This window comes from Metapseudomonas otitidis, from assembly GCF_011397855.1.
Taxonomy (GTDB): domain Bacteria; phylum Pseudomonadota; class Gammaproteobacteria; order Pseudomonadales; family Pseudomonadaceae; genus Metapseudomonas; species Metapseudomonas otitidis.
The window spans coordinates 5099675-5121717 of record NZ_AP022642.1 but is presented as its reverse complement, the minus strand read 5'-3'; the positions used below and the strand labels follow the sequence as shown (position 1 = coordinate 5121717).

Annotated in this window: 17 protein-coding genes and 1 riboswitch; of the genes, 7 read left to right on the top strand and 10 right to left on the bottom strand. The window is 67.0% G+C overall.

Annotated elements, in window-relative coordinates; all coding sequences use genetic code 11:
* Positions 1–29: 29 nt before the first annotated feature.
* Positions 30–314, bottom strand: coding sequence for a hypothetical protein (locus PotMrB4_RS23680; protein WP_172434636.1), 285 nt, complete (start codon positions 312–314; stop codon positions 30–32).
* A gap of 178 nt (positions 315–492) precedes the next feature.
* Entirely contained in the window at positions 493–2622 is a 2130-nt protein-coding gene (locus PotMrB4_RS23675) for a methyl-accepting chemotaxis protein (protein WP_172434635.1), read from the bottom strand.
* 176 nt (positions 2623–2798) lie between these two features.
* On the opposite strand from PotMrB4_RS23675, the gene PotMrB4_RS23670 reads away from it, so the two are divergent.
* Complete coding sequence (locus PotMrB4_RS23670; protein WP_172434634.1) at positions 2799–3614, top strand: M48 family metallopeptidase; 816 nt, start codon at positions 2799–2801, stop codon at positions 3612–3614.
* Positions 3615–3662: 48 nt separating this feature from the next.
* Here PotMrB4_RS23670 and PotMrB4_RS23665 read toward each other — a convergent pair whose 3' ends face one another.
* From PotMrB4_RS23665 to PotMrB4_RS23645, 5 genes are all read right to left on the bottom strand, one after another.
* Positions 3663–4106, bottom strand: coding sequence for a ketosteroid isomerase-related protein (locus tag PotMrB4_RS23665; RefSeq protein ID WP_142014573.1), 444 nt, complete (start codon positions 4104–4106; stop codon positions 3663–3665).
* A 105-nt stretch (positions 4107–4211) separates the two neighbouring features.
* Positions 4212–4793 carry a TMEM165/GDT1 family protein gene (locus PotMrB4_RS23660; protein WP_107330527.1) on the bottom strand — a complete coding sequence of 194 codons (582 nt, stop codon included), beginning with the start codon at positions 4791–4793 and terminating at the stop codon, positions 4212–4214.
* A 93-nt stretch (positions 4794–4886) separates the two neighbouring features.
* Positions 4887–5007, bottom strand: a riboswitch (yybP-ykoY riboswitch).
* A 43-nt stretch (positions 5008–5050) separates the two neighbouring features.
* Positions 5051–6448: an amino acid permease gene (locus PotMrB4_RS23655; protein WP_232060876.1), complete on the bottom strand. Its 1398-nt coding sequence runs from the start codon at positions 6446–6448 to the stop codon at positions 5051–5053.
* A gap of 159 nt (positions 6449–6607) precedes the next feature.
* On the bottom strand, positions 6608–7603 hold the full coding sequence (locus PotMrB4_RS23650) for a class I SAM-dependent methyltransferase (protein ID WP_172434633.1): 996 nt from the start codon (positions 7601–7603) through the stop codon (positions 6608–6610).
* 48 nt (positions 7604–7651) lie between these two features.
* Positions 7652–8617 (bottom strand): 2-hydroxyacid dehydrogenase, encoded by a 966-nt coding sequence (locus tag PotMrB4_RS23645; RefSeq protein ID WP_172434632.1) that lies wholly within the window; start codon positions 8615–8617, stop codon positions 7652–7654.
* Positions 8618–8696: 79 nt separating this feature from the next.
* Between PotMrB4_RS23645 and PotMrB4_RS23640 the strand changes: the two genes are divergently transcribed.
* Positions 8697–9326 carry a LysE family translocator gene (locus PotMrB4_RS23640; protein WP_074973445.1) on the top strand — a complete coding sequence of 210 codons (630 nt, stop codon included), beginning with the start codon at positions 8697–8699 and terminating at the stop codon, positions 9324–9326.
* 136 nt (positions 9327–9462) lie between these two features.
* Here PotMrB4_RS23640 and PotMrB4_RS23635 read toward each other — a convergent pair whose 3' ends face one another.
* Entirely contained in the window at positions 9463–10245 is a 783-nt protein-coding gene (locus tag PotMrB4_RS23635) for an AraC family transcriptional regulator (RefSeq protein WP_165665369.1), read from the bottom strand.
* Positions 10246–10334: 89 nt separating this feature from the next.
* On the opposite strand from PotMrB4_RS23635, the gene PotMrB4_RS23630 reads away from it, so the two are divergent.
* Positions 10335–11519, top strand: a complete 1185-nt coding sequence (locus PotMrB4_RS23630; protein WP_107330520.1) for an MFS transporter — start codon at positions 10335–10337, stop codon at positions 11517–11519.
* Between the two features lie 76 nt (positions 11520–11595).
* On the opposite strand, the gene PotMrB4_RS23625 is transcribed toward PotMrB4_RS23630, so the two are convergent.
* Positions 11596–12771: an acetyl-CoA C-acyltransferase gene (locus tag PotMrB4_RS23625; RefSeq protein WP_044403260.1), complete on the bottom strand. Its 1176-nt coding sequence runs from the start codon at positions 12769–12771 to the stop codon at positions 11596–11598.
* Between the two features lie 179 nt (positions 12772–12950).
* On the opposite strand from PotMrB4_RS23625, the gene PotMrB4_RS23620 reads away from it, so the two are divergent.
* The 4 genes from PotMrB4_RS23620 to PotMrB4_RS23605 all read left to right on the top strand — a co-directional run bounded on the left by PotMrB4_RS23620 (position 12951) and on the right by PotMrB4_RS23605 (position 21106).
* The gene (locus PotMrB4_RS23620; RefSeq protein ID WP_172434631.1) at positions 12951–14633 is read left to right on the top strand and encodes a fatty acid--CoA ligase; all 1683 of its coding nucleotides are present in this window, start codon (positions 12951–12953) and stop codon (positions 14631–14633) included.
* A gap of 252 nt (positions 14634–14885) precedes the next feature.
* Positions 14886–16829: a DUF1302 domain-containing protein gene (locus PotMrB4_RS23615; protein WP_172434630.1), complete on the top strand. Its 1944-nt coding sequence runs from the start codon at positions 14886–14888 to the stop codon at positions 16827–16829.
* Between the two features lie 26 nt (positions 16830–16855).
* Positions 16856–18223 carry a DUF1329 domain-containing protein gene (locus PotMrB4_RS23610; RefSeq protein ID WP_044403267.1) on the top strand — a complete coding sequence of 456 codons (1368 nt, stop codon included), beginning with the start codon at positions 16856–16858 and terminating at the stop codon, positions 18221–18223.
* Between the two features lie 147 nt (positions 18224–18370).
* The gene (locus tag PotMrB4_RS23605) at positions 18371–21106 is read left to right on the top strand and encodes a LuxR C-terminal-related transcriptional regulator (RefSeq protein ID WP_172434629.1); all 2736 of its coding nucleotides are present in this window, start codon (positions 18371–18373) and stop codon (positions 21104–21106) included.
* Here the strand turns inward: PotMrB4_RS23605 and PotMrB4_RS23600 are convergent.
* Complete coding sequence (locus PotMrB4_RS23600) at positions 21095–21961, bottom strand: hypothetical protein (protein WP_172434628.1); 867 nt, start codon at positions 21959–21961, stop codon at positions 21095–21097. The two genes, PotMrB4_RS23605 and PotMrB4_RS23600, sit on opposite strands and share 12 nt — an antisense overlap.
* Positions 21962–22043: the final 82 nt, after the last annotated feature.

Below are 22043 nucleotides of genomic sequence, written 5' to 3'. Positions count from 1 at the left end.
CGTTTTTCGTTCTGCAGCGGGCTGCGCGGTCAGAGCTGGGTGCTGGCCCAGGACACGCCGAGGGCCACGGCCAGGGTGAAGCTGCCGAAGGTGTAGAAGAAGCGGTTGATCTTCTGGCTGCGTTCGTCGACTGGGGCGTCCTGCTCCAGTTCTTCCAGATCGCTCTCCACCACCAGGCGGGCCGAGGCGCGTTGCTCGCGCAGCCGGGTGGCCATGAGCAGCCAGCTGCCGATGACGGCGAAGAACAGGGCCAGGCCGTTGACCGCCTGGTGCGGGTGGGCCTGGTAGAGGGACCAGAGTGCCTGCAGGGACATCATCAACTCCGCGGCAGGCACAGCCTGCGACTACGACCAGCGGGCCCGGGGCGGGCCACGAAAACGGCGGCGAGTCTAACGGAGGGGCGGTGCGGGGGCGGGGCGTTTCCGACGAAGTGCCGGGCCGTTCATCTTCCGGAAACCTCCCCGGCCCTGTGGGCCGGGGAGGTGACGTGGGTCAGACCTTGAACTGGTTGATCAGCCGGCGCTGCTGCTCGGCCAGCTTGGTCAGCTCGGCGCTGGCGGCGGAGGCTTCATCGGCGCCACCGGCCACCTCGTTGGCTACCTGGCCGATGTTGGTGACGTTGCGGTTGATGTCCTCGGCCACGGCGCTCTGCTCTTCGGCGGCGCTGGCGATCTGGGTGTTCATGTCGTTGATCACCGACACCGCCTGGGTGATGGACTCCAGCGCCTGGGCCGCCTCGCTGGCGGACTGCACGCTGGTATCGGTCTTGGTCTGGCTGTCCTGCATGACCCGCACCACGTCGCGCGTCCCCTGCTGGAGCTGCTGGATCATGGTCTGGATTTCCTCGGTGGCCTGCTGGGTCTTCTGCGCCAGGTTGCGCACCTCGTCGGCCACCACGGCGAAGCCGCGGCCCTGCTCGCCGGCGCGGGCCGCCTCGATGGCGGCGTTGAGGGCCAGCAGGTTGGTCTGCTCGGCGATGCCGCGGATGGCCACCAGGATGGCGTTGATGTTCTCGCTGTCCTTGGCCAGGTTCTGCACCACGCCCACGGCGCGGGCGATCTCCTCGGCCAGGGCGCTGATGGCGCCGGTGGTGCTCTGGACGATGCGCTTGCCGTCGTTGGCGGCCTGGTCGGCGTTGTTGGCCGCCTCGGCGGCCAGGGTGGCGTTGCGCGCCACGTCCTGGGCGGTGGCGGTCATCTCGTGGACGGCGGTGGCCACCAGTTCGATCTCGGCCAGCTGCTTCTGCACGCCCTGGTTGGTGCGGATGGCGATGTCGGCGGTGTGCTCGGAGGAGTCGCTGACCTTCTGCACCGAGGTCACCACCTGGCTGATCATCGCCTGCAGCTTGGCGAGGAAGGTGTTGAAGCCGTTGGCGATGGCACCCAGTTCGTCGGCGCGGTCGGAATGCAGGCGGCGGGTGAGGTCGCCCTCGCCCTTGGCGATGTCGTCGAGCATGGCCACCATCTGCCGCAGCGGGCTGGCGATGCCGTAGCCGACGAACCAGATGATCACCAGGCCCAGGGCGGCGATCAGCAGGCCCACCAGGCTCATGCCGAGGATGTCGCTGTCGCGCTGGGCAGTGAGGTCGCCTTCGAGCTTTTGCAGGTCGGCCATCACCGTTTCCAGCGGCAGGTTGAGGCTGAGCATCCAGCGCGAATCGGTGCCGGCGACCTTGAACGGCACCAGCAGGAAGATGCGGCCGTTCTCGCGGTCGATCTCGTAGGCCGGCTGGTCACCGCTGAGGTTGCGCAGGTTGTCGGCGATCACGCTGCCCAGCACCTGGTCGGCCGGCTCGCCCAGCTTGGCGGCGTTGGCGGTGTAGGCCACCAGGCGCTTGTTGTTGGCCAGCAGGGCCAGCTCGCCGGCACCGTTGTAGAGCTTCTTGTTGGCCTCGACCAGCAGTTGCTGGATGAAGTCCAGGGACAGGTCCGCACCCACTGCGCCCTTGAACTGGCCGTTGACCAGGATCGGCGCGTTGAAGCTGGAGAGCATCACCATCTTGCCGGCGAACTCGTAGGGGGCCGGGTCCACCACGCAGGGCTTGAGGGTTTCGCGCGGGCACAGGTAGTACTGGCCCTCGCGCACGCCGGTGGGGAGGAGCTTCTCGCTTTCTAGGGTGGCGCCCAGCGGGTCGACCTTCAGGGCGTTGCCGTCGCGGTAGAACCAGGGCATGAAGCGGCCGGTCTCGTCGTGGCCAGGGGTGCCGATGTTGTCGGCGTCGTTGCCGAAGGCATTGGGTTGCCAGCCGATGTAGAGGTCGATCAGCTTGGGGTTGCTCGACAGCAGGTGGCGCAGCAGGTTGAGCAGCTCCTTGCGGGAGGCGCTGAGCGCCGGGCTGCCGTCCTCGGCGGTCTGCCCCAGCAGGGCGTTGGTCTGGGCGACGGTGGCGGCGATGCTCATGGGCGCGGCCAGCTCGCGCTGGATGTCCGAGACCTGGGCGGCGGCCAGCGACTGCAGGCGCTCGGCGATGGCCTGCTCCAGCAACGTTTCGGTCCGGGACTGCACCAGCTCCTGGGTCCGGGCGCCGGCGAAGAGGGCGTAGAGCACCAGGGCGACTACCACGGCGAGCACGCTGGCACCGGCCAGGGTGGCTACCGAAAACTGGATCGATCTGAATTTCATGGGAACTCCGTTCGCGTCTTTATTCAGCCAGCGCTGGGTTTATCGGCCGGACCGGGCGGGAGCATGAGCCCGTTGTCACAACAAAAGATAGTCACCTGGCCACTAGTCCGCTTCCTGGTTGCCTGGTATCGGTCCGGTCCTTACAGTACCGCGCAGTTCAAGCAGGAGAATGACAAGTGGCCAAGCCCCTTATCCTCGGCAGCCTCGCGCTGTCCGTCCTTCTGGCAGGATGCCAGGCCGTGAATACCACCAGCGGCGGCGCCGTCGGTGTCGAGCGCAAGCAGTACATGTTCAGCATGCTGTCCGAGCAGCAGGTGAACCAGATGTATGCCCAGTCCTACCAGGAAACCCTGAACGAGGCCTCCCAGGCCGGCGTGCTGGACAAGAGCAGCGCCAACGCCAAGCGCGTCTCGGCCATTGCCAAGCGGCTGATCGCGCAGGTGTCCGTGTTCCGTCCCGACGCGGCCCAGTGGGCCTGGGACGCCAACGTGATCGACAGCGACGAGCTGAACGCCAACTGCGGCCCGGGCGGCAAGATCATCGTCTACAGCGGGCTGATCGATCAGCTCAAGCTCACCGACGACGAACTGGCGGCGGTGATGGGCCACGAGATCGCCCACGCCCTGCGCGAGCACGGCCGTGAAGCCATGTCCAAGGCCTATGCCGTGCAGATGGGCACCCAGCTGGGTTCGCTGCTGGGGGCGGGCAACGATAGCCTGCAACTGGCCAATACCGGCGTGGAATACCTGATGACGCTGCCCAACAGCCGCGCCAACGAGAACGAGGCCGACCTGATCGGCCTCGAGCTGTCGGCCCGCGCCGGCTACAACCCCAACGCGGCCATCAGCCTGTGGCAGAAGATGAGCAAGGCCAGCGAAGGGGCTCCGCCGGAGTTCATGAGCACCCACCCCTCGTCCAGCTCGCGGATCGCTTCCCTGCAGGCGGCGATTCCGAAGGTCATGCCCTTCTACAAGCAGGCCAAGGGCGGCTGATCGCTCCATCGATACCGCCGGCTCGTCGAGCCGGCGGTTCCCATTGCCTCAGGGCAGCGCTTTCTCCGCATAGGCGCGGCTGGCCAACCCCAGCTGGGCACGGAAGCTTTCCATGTCGAACATGGTGCACAGCTCCTGCACCTCCCCCAGGCTGTTGAAGGTCCAGAACGCCATGGCCGAGATGCTCAGCACCCGGTCACTGGGCGGGTAGCCCAGGGCGGGCTTCTGGATGCTGCCGATCAGGGTGCTCCAGGTGAACACCTTGTGGCCTTCGGCGATGCATTCCTCCACCACCACTTCCAGGTCGGGCATGGCCTCGCGGATCTCCTGCACCATCCCGGCGTAGCCGGCGCTGTCCAGCGTCCGTCCGAGGAAGGAGCTCTTGTAGAGGAAGTCCTTGCTCTGCAATTGCTCGGCCAGTGCCAGGCGGCCCTTGTTCCAGGTGAGGTCGATGTGCTGGCGCACGACGCGTTTCAGGTCTTCGGTCGACATCCGCTGTCTCCTTCGCCGGTTCTGCAGATCGGCGGGAATCTACCAGTTGCCAACCGCCTGCCATTGGCCGAAACGCCGGCGTTCCGGCGTCAGCCAAGTGGCGAATCAGCTGGCGGTGGTCAGCATCCAGGCCTGCCACGCGGCGTAGACGGCGAGGACGCCGAAAGCGACGGCAGCGAGGCGGCGGATCAGGGCCAGGGGCAGGCGATCAGCGGCGAAGTTACCGGCCAGCACCACGGGGACGTTGGCGATCAGCATGCCCAGGGTGGTGCCGGCGACCACCAGCACGAAGTGCGGGTACTGGGCGGCCAGCATCACGGTGGCGACCTGGGTCTTGTCGCCCATCTCGGCGAGGAAGAAGGCGATCAGCGTGGTGAGGAAGGGACCGTATTTCTTCAGGCCGGAGGCTTCGTCGTCGTCCAGCTTGTCCGGCACCAGGGTCCACAGGGCCACGGCGGCGAAGGAGGCGGCGAGGATCCAGCCCAGGGTGGCGGGAGAGAAGAAGCCGGCGACCCAACTGCCCACCGCACCGGCCGCGAAGTGGTTGGCAAGGGTGGCGGCGATGATGCCCCAGATGATCGGCCAGGGTTTGCGGAAGCGCGCAGCCAGGAGCAGGGCGAGCAATTGCGTCTTGTCGCCGATCTCGGCCAGGGCAACGATCAGGGTGGGGACGAACAGGGATTCCAGCATCAGGGTTCCTACGGGGGCGGGTCGACTAATCACCATGACACACGCAATCTGCCCGCCCCGGGTCAGGTTGTGTGTGTCATAGGTCTTGTCAAACCGCTGGCCTGTCTGTGCAGGCTCGGGGTCGTCCGCGCCATGGTCTGTGGACCAAGTGTGTTGACGCGGACCGGGCGAGCAGGGCGCTCGCGGGAGACTACTCCCCTAGGACGGGGCGCATTTTGCACAAGGCGGGCTCGCTGGGCAAGCCCGCCGCCGGGTCAGTCGAGGGTGGGGCGTACGTCCATCTCGGCGTAGCGCACGAAGCGGCTGCCCTTGCGCAGGCGGTAGCCCAGCCAGATCACCAGGAACAGCGGCAGGCTGATGTAGGTGGCCGCCAGGCCCACCCAGTTGATCTGCTCGCCCACCAGCGCCTCGTAGTTCTGCCCGAGGGTGATCGCCAGGCACAGGGCGAAGGCGAACAGCGGGCCGAAGGGGAACAGCTTGGCGCGGTAGGGCAGGTCTTCCAGGCGGCCGCCCTGCAGCAGGTAGCCCTTGCGGAAGCGGTAGTGGGAGATGGCGATGCCCAGCCAGGCGATGAAGCCGCACATGCCGGAGGTGTTCAGCAGCCAGGTGTAGAGGGTGCTGTCGCCGACGATGGAGGTGAAGAAGCACAGCGCGCCCACCAGGGTGGTGGCGTACAGCGCGTTGCGCGGCACGCCGCTGTCGGAAAGGCGGGCGAACAGCTTCGGCGCCTTGCCCTGGAGGGCCAGGGTGTAGAGCATCCGCGTCGAGGCGTACATGCCCGAGTTGCCCGCCGAGAGGATGGCCGTGAGGATCACCGCGTTCATCACGCTGGCGGCGGCAGCGAAGCCGGCCCGCTCGAACAGCAGGGTGAAGGGCGACACGCTGATGTCGCTGGCCTCGTTCTGCAGCAGGCTGGGCTCGGTGTAGGGGATCAGCATGCCGATCACGAAGATCGCCAGGATGTAGAACATCAGGATTCGCCAGAACACCTGGCGGATGGCGATGGGGATGTTCTTGCGCGGGTTCTCCGATTCGCCGGCGGCGATGCCGATCAGCTCGGTGCCCTGGAACGAGAAGCCGGCGATCATCGCCACGCCGACCATGGCCTGCAGGCCGCCGACGAAGGGCGCCTCGCCCTGGGTGAAGTTGCTGAAGCCCGGGGACTGCATGCCGCTCATCAGGCCGAAGATGGTGGCCAGGCCGACGCCGATGAAGATCACCACCGTCACCACCTTGATCAGCGCGAACCAGAACTCGCTCTCGCCGAAGCCCTTAACCGAGACCACGTTCAGCGCGAACATCAGCGCCAGGAACAGTCCGCTCCAGTAGATGCCGGGCACGTCCGGGAACCAGAAATTCATGATCAATTGGGCCGCCACCAGTTCGGCGGCGATGGTCACCGCCCAGTTGTACCAGTAGTTCCAGCCCAGGGCGAAACCGAAGCCATCGTCGACGAACCGGCTGCCATAGGTGCTGAACGAGCCGGAAACCGGCATGTAGGCAGCCATCTCCCCCAGGCTGGTCATGAGGAAGTAGACCATCAGGCCGATCAGGGCGTAGGCCAGCAGGGCGCCGCCGGGGCCGGCCGTGGCGACGGTGGCGCCGGAGGCGACGAACAGGCCGGTGCCAATGGAGCCGCCGATGGCGATCATGTTCAGGTGACGGGGCTTCAGCGCCCGGTGCAGGCCGTGGGCGGCCGGCGGGTTGGCAGTGTGGTCGGTCAAGGTAGAACTCCAGGGGTCCGGTCTCATGCCGGATGGGCGCGGCGGCCGGGGCCGCTCGTCGTGGGTAGATGCAGGAACGCCCGCCGCTCAGCGGCGGGCACGGTAGACGCGGAAGCCGTCGCCCTCCGCCAGGGTCTGGCAATTGCCGAGGGCCTGTTCGATGAGGGGCGGATAGCGCAGGAAACTGTTGGCCACCAGGCGCAGCTCGCCGCCGGGGCGCAGGTGCTGGCCGGCGGCCCGCAGCAGGGTTTCGCTGGCCTGGTAGTCGGTGTGCACGCCCTGGTGGAAGGGCGGGTTGCTGACGATGGCGGCCAGCCCCTTGGGCGCGGCGTGGATGCCGTCGCCGGCGATCACTTCGGCAGCGAGGCCGTTGGCGGCCAGGGTCAGGCGGCTGCTGGCGACGGCGAAGGCGTCCACGTCCAGCAGCAGCAGTTCGCTGGCCGGGTAGCGGCGCTTGAGGCTGGCGCCGATGACGCCGGCTCCGCAGCCGAAATCCAGCACCGGGCCAACGGGCAGGTTGTCGAGGTGCGGCAGCAGCAGGGCGGTGCCCCGGTCCAGGCGACCGTGGCTGAACACGCCGGGCAGGCTGACTACCTGCAGCGGCCCATCGGGCAACTCCAGGCTGTAGCGCTGGGCCAGGCTGTCCAGGTCGGGGCGTTCGGGGGCCTGGTCGACGCGCACCTGCCACAGCTGGCAATGGCGCGCGCTGTCCAGCTTGCGCGGGGTGCCGAAGGCGGCCAGCTGCTTGGCGGCACGCTCGATGCCGCCGCGCTTCTCGCCCACCAGGAACAGCTGACGGCCGGGCAGGCGGGCGGCCAGGGCGGTCAGCAGGTAATCGGTCAGTTCGCGGGACTTGGGCAGGAACAGCAGGGCTTGTTCGAAGGGCTCGTCCGGCACCTGCACCCCGAAGGTGGTGCGGCCGGCGAAGCGGGCTTCCAGGCTGGCGTGCTCGCCCGCGTGCCAGCTCCAGCCCCGGGCCTGGGGCAGGGTGCCGAGCAGGTCGTCGGCGGGAAGACCCGCTGCCAGCAGCGGGCCCTGGAACAGTTCGGCCTGTCGAAGCACGACTTCGCTGCGCGGGTCCATGGGTCGGTCCTGATAAAAGCGGCGAACTTTACCAGAAACTCACCCGCCCTAGACGACCGTACGGCACGGGGTGCCCGCCAGCCAGGCCTCGGTGTTCTCGGTCATCTGCTCCACCATGCGCTGGCGCGCCTCGCGGCTGCCCCAGGCGTTGTGCGGGGTGACGATCAGGCGCGGGATGTCCACCGCCAGCAGCGGGTTGCCGTCCTTCGGTGGTTCCTGGGTCAGCACGTCGGTGGCGGCGCCCCCCAGGTGGCCGCTGCGCAGGGCGTCGGCCAGGGCGTGTTCGTCCACCAGGCCGCCCCGGGCCGTGTTGACCAGGAAGGCGCCGCGCTTCATCCGCGCCAGCGCGTGGGCGTCGATCAGGTGGTGGGTGTGTTCGGTCAGCGGGCAGTGCAGGCTGAGGAAGTCCACCTGCGGCAGCAGGTCCTCCAGGGGCAGGCGATCGGCCCGGTCGGGGCGGCCGGGCAGCGCCCCCAGCAGCACGCGCATGCCAAAGGCTTCGGCCAGGCGCGCCACCGCGCCGCCCAGTTCGCCATGGCCGAGCAGGCCGAGGGTCTTGCCTTCCAGTTCGACGATGGGGTGATCCAGCAGGCAGAACTGGCTCGCCTTCTGCCAGCGGTCCTGGCGCACGTCGCGCTGGTAGTCGAGGAAGGCCGTGGCCAGGTTGAGCATCAGCATCAGGGTGTGCTGGGCCACGGAGGGCGTGCCATAGCCCCGGCAGTTGCTGACGGTGATGCCGTGCTGGCGGGCGGCCGCGAGGTCGACGTTGTTGGTGCCGGTGGCGCTGACCAGGATCAGCCGCAGGTCGGGCAGGGCGGCGATGGCGTCGGCGTCGATCACCACCTTGTTGGTGATCGCCACCGGCGCACCCCGGAGGCGCTCCACCACGTCGGTCTGGGCGCTCTGCTCGTGCAGCACCAGTTCGCCGAAGAGCTGGCGCAGGGGTGTCAGGTCGAGGTCACCGAGGTCGAGGGAGGCGTGGTCGAGGAACACGGCGCGGAGGCTGTTGGTCATCAGCTGTACCTTTTTCCGAAGCTTGGGGAGGCGTAAGGTGGCCAGCCTAACAGACCCTTGGCTCGAATCTGGAGGCGCCATGTACTGGACGGAATTCCTCACCGTTGCCCTGATCCACCTGCTGGCCGTGGCCAGCCCGGGACCGGACTTCGCCATCGTGGTGCGCGAGAGCGTGGCCCATGGGCGGCGCGCCGGGACCTGGACGGCGATCGGCGTGGGCACGGGGATCTTCGTCCACGTGGCTTACTCGCTGCTGGGCATCGGCCTGATCGTTTCCCAGTCCATCGTGCTGTTCAACGCGCTGAAATGGCTGGCGGCGGCCTACCTGCTGTACATCGGCATCAAGGCCCTGCGGGCGCGCCCGGCCGACCCGGCGGCGGCCGAGGCGGAACTCACCCGCGAGGTGCGCAGTCCGCGCGGTGCCTTCGTCACCGGCTTCGTCACCAACGGGCTGAACCCCAAGGCGACGCTGTTCTTCCTCTCGCTGTTCACCGTGGTCATCAACCCCCACACCCCGCTGACGGTGCAGGCCGGCTACGGCCTCTACCTGGCCTGTGCCACTGCCGTGTGGTTCTGCCTGGTGGCGATGCTGTTCAGCCAGGAGCGTGTGCGCAGCGGCTTTGCCCGCCTGGGCCACTGGTTCGACCGCCTGATGGGCGCCGTGCTGGTGGGCCTGGGGATCAAGCTGGCGTTCACCTCGATGAAGTAAGCGCTCCACCTCGCAATGATGGGCTTCGCGTAGCTCAGCCCATCCTACGGAGCCGTGATGTGCATCCCGTTGGATGCGGTGAGCTCGGCGGACCGCATCACTGCCACCTGCGCCCCACCAGGCGGTATCTGGCACATCAGCCTTTCTCCAGCGTCGCCAGCAACCCCAGGCTGGCCACGTACTCCCTCGGGTTTTCCCCCAGCAGGCGGCGGAACATGGCGCTGAAGGCGCGGCCGCTGCCGTAGCCGAGGTCATGGGCGACCTGCTGCACGCTGTGCCCGGCCAGCAGGCGCGGCAGGGCTTCGGTGAGACGCAGCTGCTGGCGCCAGTCGTTGAAGCTCATGCCCAGCTCCTGGGCGAACAGCCGGCTCAGGGTGCGGGTGCTGGCGCCCACCTCCAGGCTCCAGTCGTCGAGGGTGCGGGTGCTCTCCGGGGTTTCCAGCAGGGCCAGGCAGATGGCTTGCAGGCGTCGGTCCTGGGGCATCGGCAGGTGCAGGGGCATGCGCTCCAGGGCGGCGATCTCGTGGAGGATCAGACGCTGCACCAGGCTGCGGTGTTCGTCATCGGTATCCCCGGCCTCCAGCGCCACCAGGCGCAGGATCAGTTCGCGCAGCAGCGGCGGTACCGCCAGCACGCAGCAGGCATCGAGGTTCGGTGGTGCGGCGTCGGCGGCGATGAACAGGGTGCGCATCTGCACCTGCCCGGACATGAAGATCTGGTGCTCGATACCCGGTGGGATCCACACCGCGCGGGTCGGCGGGATGACCCAGGCGCCGGCCTCGGTGACCAGGCGCATCAGCCCCTGCGCCGCGTAGAGGAATTGCGCCTGGTTGTGCAGGTGCAGGTCGACATGGGCGCCGTCGGGGTAGTCGAGGGCGACGGCGCCGATCCGGCCCTGGGGCAGATGGTCGATGAACATGGCTGTTCCGATGATCTTTTTGGCAGAACGTTGCTGGGCGGCCAACCTAGCATGGCGGTCCACAACAACCAAACAGCAGCGAAACTGCCATGAACCGACCGCGTACCGTCATCCGCTTCATCAACGCCGCCCACATCATCGACCACATGTTCATGCTCATCTTCCCCGCCGCCGTGCTGGGCATGACCGCCACCTTCGAGCTGTCGTACGCCGAACTGATCGGGCTGTCCCTCGGCGGCTTCATCGCCTTCGGGGCCTGCTCGCTACCGGCCGGCTGGCTGGGGGATAAATGGAGCCGCCGCCACATGATGCTGGTGTTCTTTCTCGGCATCGGCGGCGCGGCGATCTTCACCGGGCTGAGCCGCAGTACGCCGATGCTGGTGCTGGGGCTGACGCTGATGGGCGTGTTCGCCGCCATCTACCACCCGGTGGGCACAGCGATGCTGGTGGCCCATGCGCAGAACCGCGGTCGCGAGATCGGCATCAACGGCATGTGGGGCAACCTGGGCGTGGCGTTCTCGGCGCTGGTCACGGGCTTTCTCACCGCTCATTTCGGCTGGCGCGCGGCGTTCATCCTGCCGGGCGCTCTGTCGGTGGCCATTGGCGTGTGGTTCGCCCTCTGCGTGCGTGACGAGGCGTCTCCCGTCGCAGCGGCCGGCACTCATCGGGGTGGCGGGGCGGGGCAGGTGTCGATGCGCCTGGTGTTCGGTGTGCTGGCGTTGGTGACGGCCACCGGCGGGGTGATCTTCAACGCCTCGACCATGACCTACCCGAAGCTGTTCCAGGAGCGTCTGGTGGACCTGTTCGCCTCGCCGGAAAGCCTCGGCATCGTCGTCAGCATCGCCTACGCCTTCGGTGCCGTGGCGCAGTTGCTGATGGGCCGTGTGCTGGATCGCTACAGCCTGAAGCTGCCGTTCGTGGTGATGACCCTCTGCCAGGGGCCGTTGCTGGTGGCCATGGCCTATGCCGATGGCTGGGCGGTGATCGCCCTGGGCGCCGCCTTCATGTTCGCGGTGTTCGGCCAGGTGACGGTGAACGATGCGATGGTGGCGAACTTCGTCGCGCCGCAGTGGCAGGCGCGGGTCTTCGCGTTGCGCTACTTCCTGTCCTTCGGCGCCAGTGCGGCGGCCATCCCGATGATCGCCTTCATCGAACCGCGCCATGGGCTGGTGGGGCTGTACCTGGTGCTGGCGGTGTTCGGTGCGCTGACCTTCGCGGCGGCGCTGGTCTTCCCGAGGACGCCGGCCCACGCGCCCAGGGCGGTGCCCGCCTGAGGCGCGCCCGGGCGGAATGAAAAGGGGCTCCCGGACGTTGGTCCGGGAGCCCCTTTTGGTTGGCCGCGCGGGCGGGTTACAGCAGTTCCACCGCCACGGCAGTGGCTTCGCCGCCGCCGATGCACAGCGAGGCGACGCCGCGCTTGCCGCCCTTGTTACGCAGGGCGTTGATCAGGGTGAGGATGATGCGCGAGCCGGTGGAGCCCACCGGGTGGCCCTGGGCGCAGGCGCCGCCGTAGACGTTGACCTTGGCGTGGTCGAGGCCGTGCTCGCGCATGGCGAGCATGGTGACCATGGCGAAGGCTTCGTTGATCTCGAACAGGTCCACGTCGTCCTTGCTCCAGCCGGTCTTCCTGAACAGGTTGGTCATGGCGCCGATGGGGGCGAGGGTGAATTCGCTCGGGTCCTGGCTCTGGGTGGCGTGGCCGACGATCTTCGCCAGGGGCTTGAGGCCACGGCGCTGGGCTTCCTCGGCGGTCATCAGCACCAGGGCGCTGGCGCCGTCGGAGATGGAGCTGGCGTTGGCGGCGGTGATGGTGCCGTCCTTGCGGAAGGCCGGGCGCAGGGTCGGGATCTTGTCGAGGTTGGCGGTCAGCGGCTGCTCGTCGTCCTTCACCAGGGTCTCGCCCTTGCGGGTGGTGACGGTGACCGGGACGATCTCGGCGGCGAGGGCACCCTCGGCGATGGCGGCCTGGGCACGCTTGAGGGACTCGATGGCGTAGGCGTCCATCTCCTCGCGGGTGATGTTGTACGTGTCGGCGGTCTCCTGGGCGAAGGAGCCCATCAGGCGACCGGTGCGGGCGTCTTCCAGGCCGTCGAGGAACATGTGGTCCTTGATCTCGCCGTGGCCCATGCGCAGGCCGGTGCGGGCCTTCTCCAGCACGTAGGGGGCGTTGGACATGCTCTCCATGCCGCCGGCGACCATGACGCTGTTGGTGCCGGCCTTGAGCAGGTCGTGGGCCAGCATCACGGCCTTCATGCCGGAGCCGCAGAGCTTGTTGATGGTGGTGCAGCCGGTGGCGGCGGGCAGGCCGGCGTTCAGGGACGCCTGGCGGGCCGGGCCCTGCTTGAGGCCGGCGGGCAGCACGCAACCCATGATCACTTCCTGCACGTCGGCGGCGTCGATACCGGCGCGGGCCACGGCTTCACGGATGGCCAGGGCGCCCAGGTCGACGGCGGACACACCGGCGAGGCTGCCCTGGAAACCGCCCATGGGGGTGCGGGCGCCGCTGACGATTACGATCTCGGACATCTTCTTGATTCCTCTGTGGAGACAGGCCGCGACCGGCCGGGTGGGGCGATTCTATCTCGTGACCGGAAGTGGCCAAAGGGTCACGTGGCAAATCATTCTTTTGACTGATTGAGGCCTCGACGGAGGGCTCTAGAGTGCGCATGACTACATGAAACCCCTTTGTACGCAGGTGCTTTCCCATGGTGCAGACCCGAGTCATCAAACCGGCCGACAACGCCTACACCTACCCCTTGCTGATCAAGCGTCTGCTGCTCTCCGGCAGCCGCTACGAGAAGACCCGGGAAATCGTTTACCGCGACCAGGTGCGCTACAGCTACGCCACCTTCGTCGAGCGCGTGGCGCGCCTGGCCAACGTGCTGGCCGAGGCCGGTGTGAAGGCCGGCGACACCGTGGCGGTGATGGACTGGGACAGCCACCGCTACCTGGAGTGCATGTTCGCCATCCCGATGATCGGCGCGGTGCTGCACACCATCAACATCCGCCTCTCGCCTGACCAGATCCTCTACACCATGAACCACGCGGAGGACCGCTTCGTGCTGGTCAACAGCGAGTTCGTGCCGATCTACAAGGCCATCGAGGGCCAGCTGACCACGGTGGAGAAGACCCTGCTGCTGACCGACGCGGCCGACAAGCGCGCCGACCTGCCGAACCTCGTCGGCGAGTACGAGACGCTGATGGCCGCCGCCAGCCCCCGCTACGCCTTCCCGGATTTCGACGAGGATTCCGTCGCCACCACCTTCTATACCACCGGCACCACCGGCAACCCGAAGGGGGTGTACTTCACCCACCGGCAACTGGTACTGCACACCCTGTCCATGGCCTCCACCATCGGCGCGCTGGACAGCATCCGCCTGATGGGCACCGACGACGTCTACATGCCCATCACCCCGATGTTCCACGTTCACGCCTGGGGCGTGCCCTACGTGGCCACCATGCTGGGAGTGAAGCAGGTCTACCCGGGGCGCTACGAGCCGGAGATGCTCTGCCGGCTGATCCGCGAGGAGAAGGTGACCTTCTCCCACTGCGTGCCCACCATTCTGCAGATGATGCTCAACACCCCGAGCGCCCAGGGCCATGACTTCGGCGGGCTCAAGGTGATCATCGGTGGCAGCGCGCTGAACCGCGCCCTGTACGAAGCTGCCAAGGCCCGGGGCATCCAGCTTACGGCGGCCTACGGCATGTCCGAGACCTGCCCGCTGATCTCCGTTGCCCACCTCAACGAGGAACTGCGTGCTGGCAGCGAAGACGAGCGCACCACCTACCGCATCAAGGCCGGTGTGCCGGTGCCGCTGGTGGAGGCGGCCATCATGGACGCCGAGGGCCACCTGCTGCCGGTGGATGGCGAGACCCAGGGCGAGCTGGTGCTGCGCGCCCCCTGGCTGACCCAGGGCTACTTCAACGAGCCGCAGAAGAGCGAGGAGTTGTGGGAGCACGGCTGGCTGCACACCGGTGACGTGGCGACCCTGGACGGCATGGGCTTCATCGACATCCGTGACCGCATCAAGGACGTGATCAAGACCGGGGGCGAGTGGATCTCCTCCCTGGAGCTGGAGGACCTGGTCAGCCGCCATCCGGCGGTGCGCGAGGTGGCGGTGGTCGGGGTGCCCGATCCGCAGTGGGGCGAGCGCCCGTTCGCGCTGCTGGTGGTCCGCGACGGCTGCACCCTGGATGCGAAGGAACTGAAGGAGCACCTCAAGCCCTTCGTGGAGCAGGGCCACATCAACAAGTGGGCCATTCCCAGCCAGATCGCCGTTGTTACTGAAATTCCCAAGACCAGCGTGGGCAAACTGGACAAGAAACGTATCCGCGCCGACATCGCCCAATGGCAGGCCTCCGGCAGCGCTTTCCTCTCCGCCCTCTGACCCACCCTTGGGTCGGGCCGAAAGGCCCGGCCCAGCCACCAAGCAAACGCTTGGCCCAGTGATTGCGGCCTCTTGCCGCGTCACCCCCCGCCTTTACCTATCGCTACTTCGGTCTAGTCTCCAAACCTGCGAGCCAGAGCGAGTCGGGCCGTACGCAGGGCAGCAAATCACACTTTAGAGGGATCAAGCGGTATAGCCCGCTGGCTATAGTCCGCTCATTCCATAACAAAAAACACACATGGAGTAGCGTCGATGACAACAACTAGAAAACCCATCTGGCGACTGGCGCGGCTGCCCGTAGCCGTCAGCCTCGCATCCACCCTCGCCGCCCCGGCATTCGGCGTGACTTTCAACATCGGTGAGATCGAGGGGCAGTTCGACTCGTCGCTGTCCGTGGGGGCCAGCTGGTCCATGGCCAGCCCGGATAAGGACCTGATCGGCGTGAACAATGGCGGTCGCGGCCTGTCGCAGACCTCCGACGACTCGCACCTGAACTTCAAGAAGGGCGAGACCTTTTCGAAGATCTTCAAGGGCATCCACGACCTGGAGCTGAAGTATGGGGATACCGGCGTCTTTGTTCGTGGCAAGTACTGGTACGACTTCGAACTGAAGGACGAGAGTCGCCTGTTCAAGGACATCGACGACAGCAACCGCAAGGAAGGCGCCCAGTCCTCCGGCGGCCAGATCCTCGACGCCTTCATCTACCACAACTACAACATCGCCGACCTGCCGGGCTCCGTGCGCCTGGGCAAGCAGGTGGTGAGCTGGGGTGAGAGCACCTTCATCCAGAACGGCATCAACTCGATCAACCCGATCGACGTTTCCGCCTTCCGCCGTCCCGGCGCCGAAGTGAAGGAGGGCCTGATTCCGGTCAACATGTTCTATGTGTCCCAGAGCCTGACCGAGAACCTGTCGGTTGAGGCGTTCTATCAACTGGAATGGGACCAAACCGTCACCGACAACTGCGGTACGTTCTTCGCGCAACCGGACATCGTTGCAGACGGTTGCACAAACAATCTTGCTGTACTTTCCAATAACCCCCTAGCTGCTGCTGGGGTGAATGCGCGTCCTCAGATGGCCAACTATCGGGTAAGGCAGACTTCTGAAGGCATTGTTGTACCTCGTGGCGGTGACCGCGATGCGCGTGACGATGGCCAGTGGGGCACTGCATTCCGCTACTTCTCGGATGCCTTGGATACCGAGTTTGGCGCCTACTTCATGAACTACCACAGCCGTACGCCGATCTTCAGTGGTACGGGGGCCAGCCCGGCGGCTTTCAATGCGATCCGCAGTGCTGTGCTTGCGGGGATGCCGGCATCCCTGGCACCTGTTGCCGTCGCAGGCAATAGCCAGTACTTCATGGAGTACCCTGAGGACATTCGTCTCTACGGTCTGAGTTTCTCCACCACCCTACCCACGGGAACAGCGTGGAGTGGCGAGTTGAGCTATCGCCCCAATGCGCCTGTGCAGCTCAACTCCACGGACGTGCTCTATGCCGGCCTCAAACCACTGGGTGATCTGGCAACCATCGGCGGCGCCTTCACCGCTGCGGGCATCAAGAACATCTCGGTATTGAATGGTGCTCCTGGACAGGATCTGCACGGTTACCGCCGTAAGGAAATCACCCAGTTCCAGACCACCTTCACCCACTTCTTTGATCAGGTAATGGGTGCCGAGCGCCTGACCCTTGTTGGCGAAGTAGGCGTGGTGCACGTAGGTGGGCTGGAGAGCACCAGCAAGGCCCGTTATGGGCGTGATCCGATATACGGCCCCGGGCCGCTGCCTGGCAATTACACCGTCACCACGCCGGGTATCGCTGGCACGTATCCCGCCTGCCAAGGCCTGAACGTGAGCACGCTGGGGTCTACCAGTGCTGCCAACGTCAGCAAGTACTGCGAGAACGATGGTTTCGTGACCAGCACTGCGTGGGGTTATCGCGCTCGTGCCATCTGGGATTACAACGACGTTTTCGCCGGTATCAACCTGAAGCCCAACGTGGCCTGGTCTCACGACGTGCATGGCTATGGTCCGAACGGCTCCTTCACCGAAGGCGCCAAGGCCGTGAGCCTGGGCCTGGACGCCGAGTACCAGAACACCTACACCGCCAGCCTCAGCTACACCGACTTCTTCGGCGGCAAGTACAACACCCTGACTGACCGCGACTTCCTCGCGCTCAGCTTCGGCATGAACTTCTAAGCGGCTCCGGAAGACAAGGACTCACCATGAAAACAACAAAGACTCTTCTGCAAACCGGTGCCCTGGCGCTGTCGCTGCTGGCCTCCGCCGTCATGGCGGCGGTGCCGGCCGACGAGGCGGCCAAGCTGGGCACCAGCCTGACCCCGCTGGGCGCGGAGAAGGCCGGCAATGCCGATGGCAGCATCCCCGAGTGGACCGGCGGCCTGCCGCAGAACGCCGGTGCGGTGGACGACAAGGGCTTCCTCGCCGACCCCTTCGCCAGCGAGAAGCCGCTGTTCACCATCACCGCGCAGAACGTGGACCAGTACAAGGACAAGCTGACCCCCGGCCAGTACGCCATGTTCAAGCGCTACCCGGACTCCTACAAGATGCCGGTGTTCCCCTCCCACCGTTCGGCCACCGTGCCGGCTGACGTGATCGCCGCCGCCAAGGCCAACGCGTCCGCCACCAAGCTGGTGGAAGGCGGTAACGGCCTGGAGAACTTCAAGACCGCCAACCCGTTCCCGATCCCGCAGAACGGCCTGGAAGCGATCTGGAACCACATCACCCGCTACCGGGGCGGCAGCGTGCGTCGCCTGGTGACCCAGGCCACCCCGCAGCCCAACGGCTCCTACAGCCTGGTGTACTTCCAGGACGAGTTCACCTTCCGCGACAAGCTGAAGGACTACGACCCGAGCAAGCCCAGCAACGTGCTGTTCTACTTCAAGCAGCGCGTGACGGCGCCCTCGCGCCTGGCCGGTAACGTGCTGCTGGTGCACGAGACCCTCAACCAGGTGAAGGAGCCGCGCCTGGCGTGGCTGTACAACGCCGGCCAGCGCCGCGTCCGTCGTGCACCGCAGGTGTCCTACGACGGCCCGGGTACCGCTGCCGACGGCCTGCGTACGTCCGACAACTTCGACATGTACAACGGCGCGCCCGACCGCTACGACTGGAAGCTGGAAGGCAAGAAGGAGATCTACATCCCCTACAACAGCTACCGCCTCGACTCGCCGAAGCTGAAGTACGACGACATCATCAAGGCCGGCCACATCAACCAGGACCTGGCTCGCTACGAGCTGCACCGCGTGTGGCACGTCGTCGCCACCCTGAAGCCGGGCGAGCGCCACATCTACGCCAAGCGTGACTTCTACATCGACGAAGACACCTGGCAAGCCGCTGCCATCGACCACTACGACGGCCGTGGCACCCTGTGGCGCGTCGCCGAGGCCCATGCCGAGTACTACTACGACAAGCAAGTGCCCTGGTACGCTGTGGAAACCCTGTACGACCTGCTCTCCGGCCGCTACCTGGCCCTGGGCATGAAGAACGAGGAGAAACAGTCCTACGACTTCAACTACAGCGCTTCCGAGAGCGACTACACCCCGGCTGCCCTGCGTCAGGCAGGCGTGCGCTGATCCTGTAGGACGTTGTAAAAAAGCCGGCCCTCGGGCCGGCTTTTTCTTGTCCATGATTTCCCCGGGTACTTCAAATGAATCGGCCGAGGGGATAGGCTGCCACCACGTCCACGCCCCCGCGGCATAACCATTACTAGAAGCCGGGTGATGACAGACCTTTCCAGTTCGCGGTCCTTCGCGCCCACTGCCATGCCGGTGGTGGGCGAACGCTTCTTCCGACCCCCGTTGCCGGCAGGACACCTGTCCCGCCCCCGTCTGTGTGACCGCCTGGTCGACGGGCTTTCCGGCCGCCTGCTGCTGGTCAGCGCCCCGGCCGGGTTCGGCAAGAGTTCCCTGGCCATCGAGTTCTGCGAAGGGTTGCCCGAGGCCTGGCGCACCCTGTGGCTCGGGCTCGGGCGCCGAGACAACGATCCCGGCCGCTTCCTCGAACGCCTGCTCGACGGCCTGCGCCAGCTCCTGCCCGGTCTGGGCGAGGAGGCCATGGGCCTGCTGAAGCTGCGCCAGCGGCACCAGCCCTTCGCCTTCGAGCAATGGATCGACGGCCTGCTGGACGAACTCTCCGCCCGGCTCGACCCCCGGCAGCCCGTGCTGCTGGTGCTGGATGACTACCACCTGGCCCAGGGGGCCGTGCTCGACCGCTGCCTGCAGTTCGTCCTCAACCACCTGCCTGCCGGCCTGGTGCTGCTGGTGACCAGCCGCCAGCGCCCGGACTGGCACCTGGCGCGCCTGCGCCTGTCGCGGCAACTGGTGGAACTCAACGAGCAGGACCTGCGCCTGACCGAGGCGGAGAGCGCCGCACTGCTCCAGGCCCAGGGCGTCGAGCTGGAGGGCGCCGGCCTCGAACACCTGCTGTCGCGCAGCGAAGGCTGGGCCGCCGGCCTGCGCCTGTGGCTGCTGGCCAGCCAGGACGAAGGCGACACCCAGGCCCTGGCCCGTGGCCCCCACGGTGACGAAGGCTTGATCCGCGACTACCTGCTGGAAGAGGTGATCGAACGGCAGGGGGCGGACATCCAGGCCTTCCTTTATGACACCGCCTGCCTCGACCGCTTCTGTGCCGAACTCTGCGACGCCGTGCGCGACAGCCACGACAGCGCCGCGCTGCTCCAGCAGCTGCAGGCCAACCAGGTGTTCCTCGTCCCGCTGGACGAGCACGGCCGCTGGTTCCGCTACCACCACCTGTTCTCCGACCTGCTGCGGGCGCGGCCGACCGGCGCCGGCAGCCTGCCCCAGGCCAGCCTGCACCTGCGCGCCTGCCGCTGGTTCAGCGCCCAGGGGTTGCTGGACGAGGCCATCGAACAGGCCCTGCGCGCCGGTCAGCCCGACGTGGCCGCCAGCCTGGTGCAGAACCTCTCCGAGGAGCAGCTGCTGGCGGAGCAGAACATCGCCATGCTGCTGCGCTGGAAGATGGACCTGCCCGACAGCCTGCTGGTCAGCACCCCGCGGCTGATCATGCTCTACAGCCTGGCGCTGGCCCTGGCCTGCCAGCTGGATGCCGCCGAGGAGCTGGGCGCACAGCTGGCGCGCTTCCTGCCCGCGCCCAGCGCCCAGGCCCAGCAGAACCTGCTGTCCCAGTGGCTCGCCCTGAGCGGTGTCATCGCCCGGGGACGCGGCGACATCGACCTGGCCGAGCGTCACTGCGCCGAAGCGGTCGCCACCCTCAGCCCTGAGCGCTACGGCCAGCGCCTGCTGTGCCTGTCGACCCTGGCCAACATCGCCGTGGTGCGCGGCGACCTGTGGCGCGCCCGGGGCCTGAACCGGGATGCCCTGGAACTGGCCCAGCGCATCGGCAACCCGCTGTTCGAAGCCGTCGCCCACTACGACCGCTCGCGCCTGCTGCACGCCCGGGGCGAGGTGCACCGGGCCTACCTGGAAGTGCAACTGGGCCTCGATTGCCTGCGCGACCTGTCACCCCAGCGCCACTACGCCGCCCGTGCACGGCTGATGATGTACGAGGGCTACCTGCTGGCCCAGCGCCTGCAGCCCGAGGCAGCGCGCAGCCGCCTGCTCGCCGGGATCGCCGAAGCCCGCGCCTGTCGCGACATCAGCCTGCTCACCGGCTACGCCGTGCTGGCCAGCCTGGAAGGGCGCGAAGGCCGCTTCGCCGCCGCCTTCGCCCTGCTCGCCGAGGCCGAGCGGCTGATGCACATCTGGGACATTCCCCCGGTCTACTACCTGGCCATGGCCACCCTGGTGAAGTGCGAGCTGTGGCTGGCCCAGGGGCAACTGGAACTGGCCAATGCCTGGCTGGTGCGGCTGTCGGAAACCTACGGCGGCGAGCAGCCGGCCGCCGCACCGGAGTTCCACCCGCAGTTGCCGATGTACGTCGAATTGCAGCAGGCCGCCCTGGCCCGGGTGGAGGGGCGTGCCGCCGAGGCCGAACGTCGCCTGCGGGCCCTGGCACTGCGCGCCCGGGAAGCCGGTGCGCTGTTGTTGGCCCAGTTCGCGCAAGTCGCGCTGGTGCACCTGCTGCTGGAAATGGGCAAGGAGCGTGACGCGTCACTCGCCCTGGGCAGCGCGTTCGACGCCATGGCCGGCGGCGCCTTGCTGCCGTTCCACGTACTGCTGACCCAGCGCGGTGGCTGGCTGCGTGAGCAGATCGCTGTGCGTCCGGATGGCCCCCAGGCGACCCTGCTGGAACACCTCGGTGACTCGGCGGGCGATGCGCCTGGCGAGTCGCTGGGCAGTGGGGAAATGCTCAGCACCCGTGAGCTGGCGGTGCTGCAGCTGATTGCACAGGGCTGTTCCAATCAGGAGATCAGCGAGCGGCTGTTCATCTCGCTGCACACGGTGAAGACCCACGCCCGCCACATCAACGGCAAGCTCGGGGTCGAGCGGCGTACCCAGGCCGTGGCCCGGGCCAAGGCCCTGGGTTTATTGCGCTGAGGTTGCCGGCGGCGCGCTGAGGTCCAGGGCCGGTGCCGCCGGCTTGGTCTTCGGCGGCTGTGCCAGCTGTTTTTCCACATCCTGCTGGATGCCGGCCAGCACCGGCAGCAGGCTGCCCATGCTGGCGCGCACCTCGGGGTAGGGGTGCTTCTCCGCCAGCTCGCCGACCCGTGCCAGCAACTGAGCGCGCACCTCGCTGCGCAGGTGGATGTACAGCTCCGGCAGTTGCTTGGCCAGTTCGGCGCCGTAGAGCACCAGGTCCTCGCGGTTGAACTGCTTGGTCAGGCCCAGGTAGTCCAGCGCGCTGGAGGTGAGCATGGCGGCGGCGTCCTTGGTCTCCTGCAGGCCCTGGAGGCGGATCGCGCTGGTCTGCTCGCTCTCCGAGAGGGTCATCCAGAACTCCACCGTCAGGGAGAACAGCACCGCCTGCTGGCGCAGGGAATAGCTCATCAGCCCCAGGGCTTCGGCACCGTAGGGTTGCTGCGGGGCCTTGAAGTCGAAGTACAGGCGCATCAGCTCCTTGAGGCGGAACAGCACCTCCCGCGCCTCGTTCTGGCGCAGCTCCAGCGGGGCGTAGATGTTCAGCTGCGGCTTGAAGTTCTCTTCATTGACCATGCGCTGGTAGATCGGCCCGGTGAACTCGCCGCTGCGGCGGGGCAGGGCGTTGGCCTGGGCCTTGTCGATGCGCTCCAGGGCCTCGATCAGCTGCTGGTACTCCGGGCTGCCCCAGGGACGCTGCAGGTCCGGCAGTTTCTGCCCCAGGTAGTACAGGTCGGCGGCACCGGCCGGCAGGCACAGCACCAGCAAAAGGATGGCCAGCGGCCAGGGCAGGCGGCGTGATAGCGTCATCGGCATTCGGGTCCGGCGGGAAGGGGCGCGCCAAGAGTAGCGAGGCGGCGCGGCGCCGTCACCCGCGCCTTGGTTCGGTGAGGAGACG

Bases quoted from the DNA above. Each gene is read 5' to 3' on its own strand.
- PotMrB4_RS23610 (WP_044403267.1), top strand. From the start codon at position 16,856: ATGAAAACAACAAAGACTCTTCTGCAAACCGGTGCCCTGGCGCTGTCG.
- PotMrB4_RS23655 (WP_232060876.1), bottom strand. From the start codon at position 6,448: ATGATCGCCATCGGCGGCTCCATTGGCACCGGCCTGTTCGTCGCCTCC.
- PotMrB4_RS23615 (WP_172434630.1), top strand. From the start codon at position 14,886: ATGACAACAACTAGAAAACCCATCTGGCGACTGGCGCGGCTGCCCGTA.
- PotMrB4_RS23675 (WP_172434635.1), bottom strand. From the start codon at position 2,622: ATGAAATTCAGATCGATCCAGTTTTCGGTAGCCACCCTGGCCGGTGCC.
- PotMrB4_RS23630 (WP_107330520.1), top strand. From the start codon at position 10,335: ATGAACCGACCGCGTACCGTCATCCGCTTCATCAACGCCGCCCACATC.
- PotMrB4_RS23665 (WP_142014573.1), bottom strand. From the start codon at position 4,106: ATGTCGACCGAAGACCTGAAACGCGTCGTGCGCCAGCACATCGACCTC.
- PotMrB4_RS23645 (WP_172434632.1), bottom strand. From the start codon at position 8,617: ATGACCAACAGCCTCCGCGCCGTGTTCCTCGACCACGCCTCCCTCGAC.
- PotMrB4_RS23620 (WP_172434631.1), top strand. From the start codon at position 12,951: ATGGTGCAGACCCGAGTCATCAAACCGGCCGACAACGCCTACACCTAC.
- PotMrB4_RS23640 (WP_074973445.1), top strand. From the start codon at position 8,697: ATGTACTGGACGGAATTCCTCACCGTTGCCCTGATCCACCTGCTGGCC.
- PotMrB4_RS23625 (WP_044403260.1), bottom strand. From the start codon at position 12,771: ATGTCCGAGATCGTAATCGTCAGCGGCGCCCGCACCCCCATGGGCGGT.
- PotMrB4_RS23605 (WP_172434629.1), top strand. From the start codon at position 18,371: ATGACAGACCTTTCCAGTTCGCGGTCCTTCGCGCCCACTGCCATGCCG.
- PotMrB4_RS23680 (WP_172434636.1), bottom strand. From the start codon at position 314: ATGTCCCTGCAGGCACTCTGGTCCCTCTACCAGGCCCACCCGCACCAG.
- PotMrB4_RS23600 (WP_172434628.1), bottom strand. From the start codon at position 21,961: ATGCCGATGACGCTATCACGCCGCCTGCCCTGGCCGCTGGCCATCCTT.
- PotMrB4_RS23650 (WP_172434633.1), bottom strand. From the start codon at position 7,603: ATGGACCCGCGCAGCGAAGTCGTGCTTCGACAGGCCGAACTGTTCCAG.
- PotMrB4_RS23635 (WP_165665369.1), bottom strand. From the start codon at position 10,245: ATGTTCATCGACCATCTGCCCCAGGGCCGGATCGGCGCCGTCGCCCTC.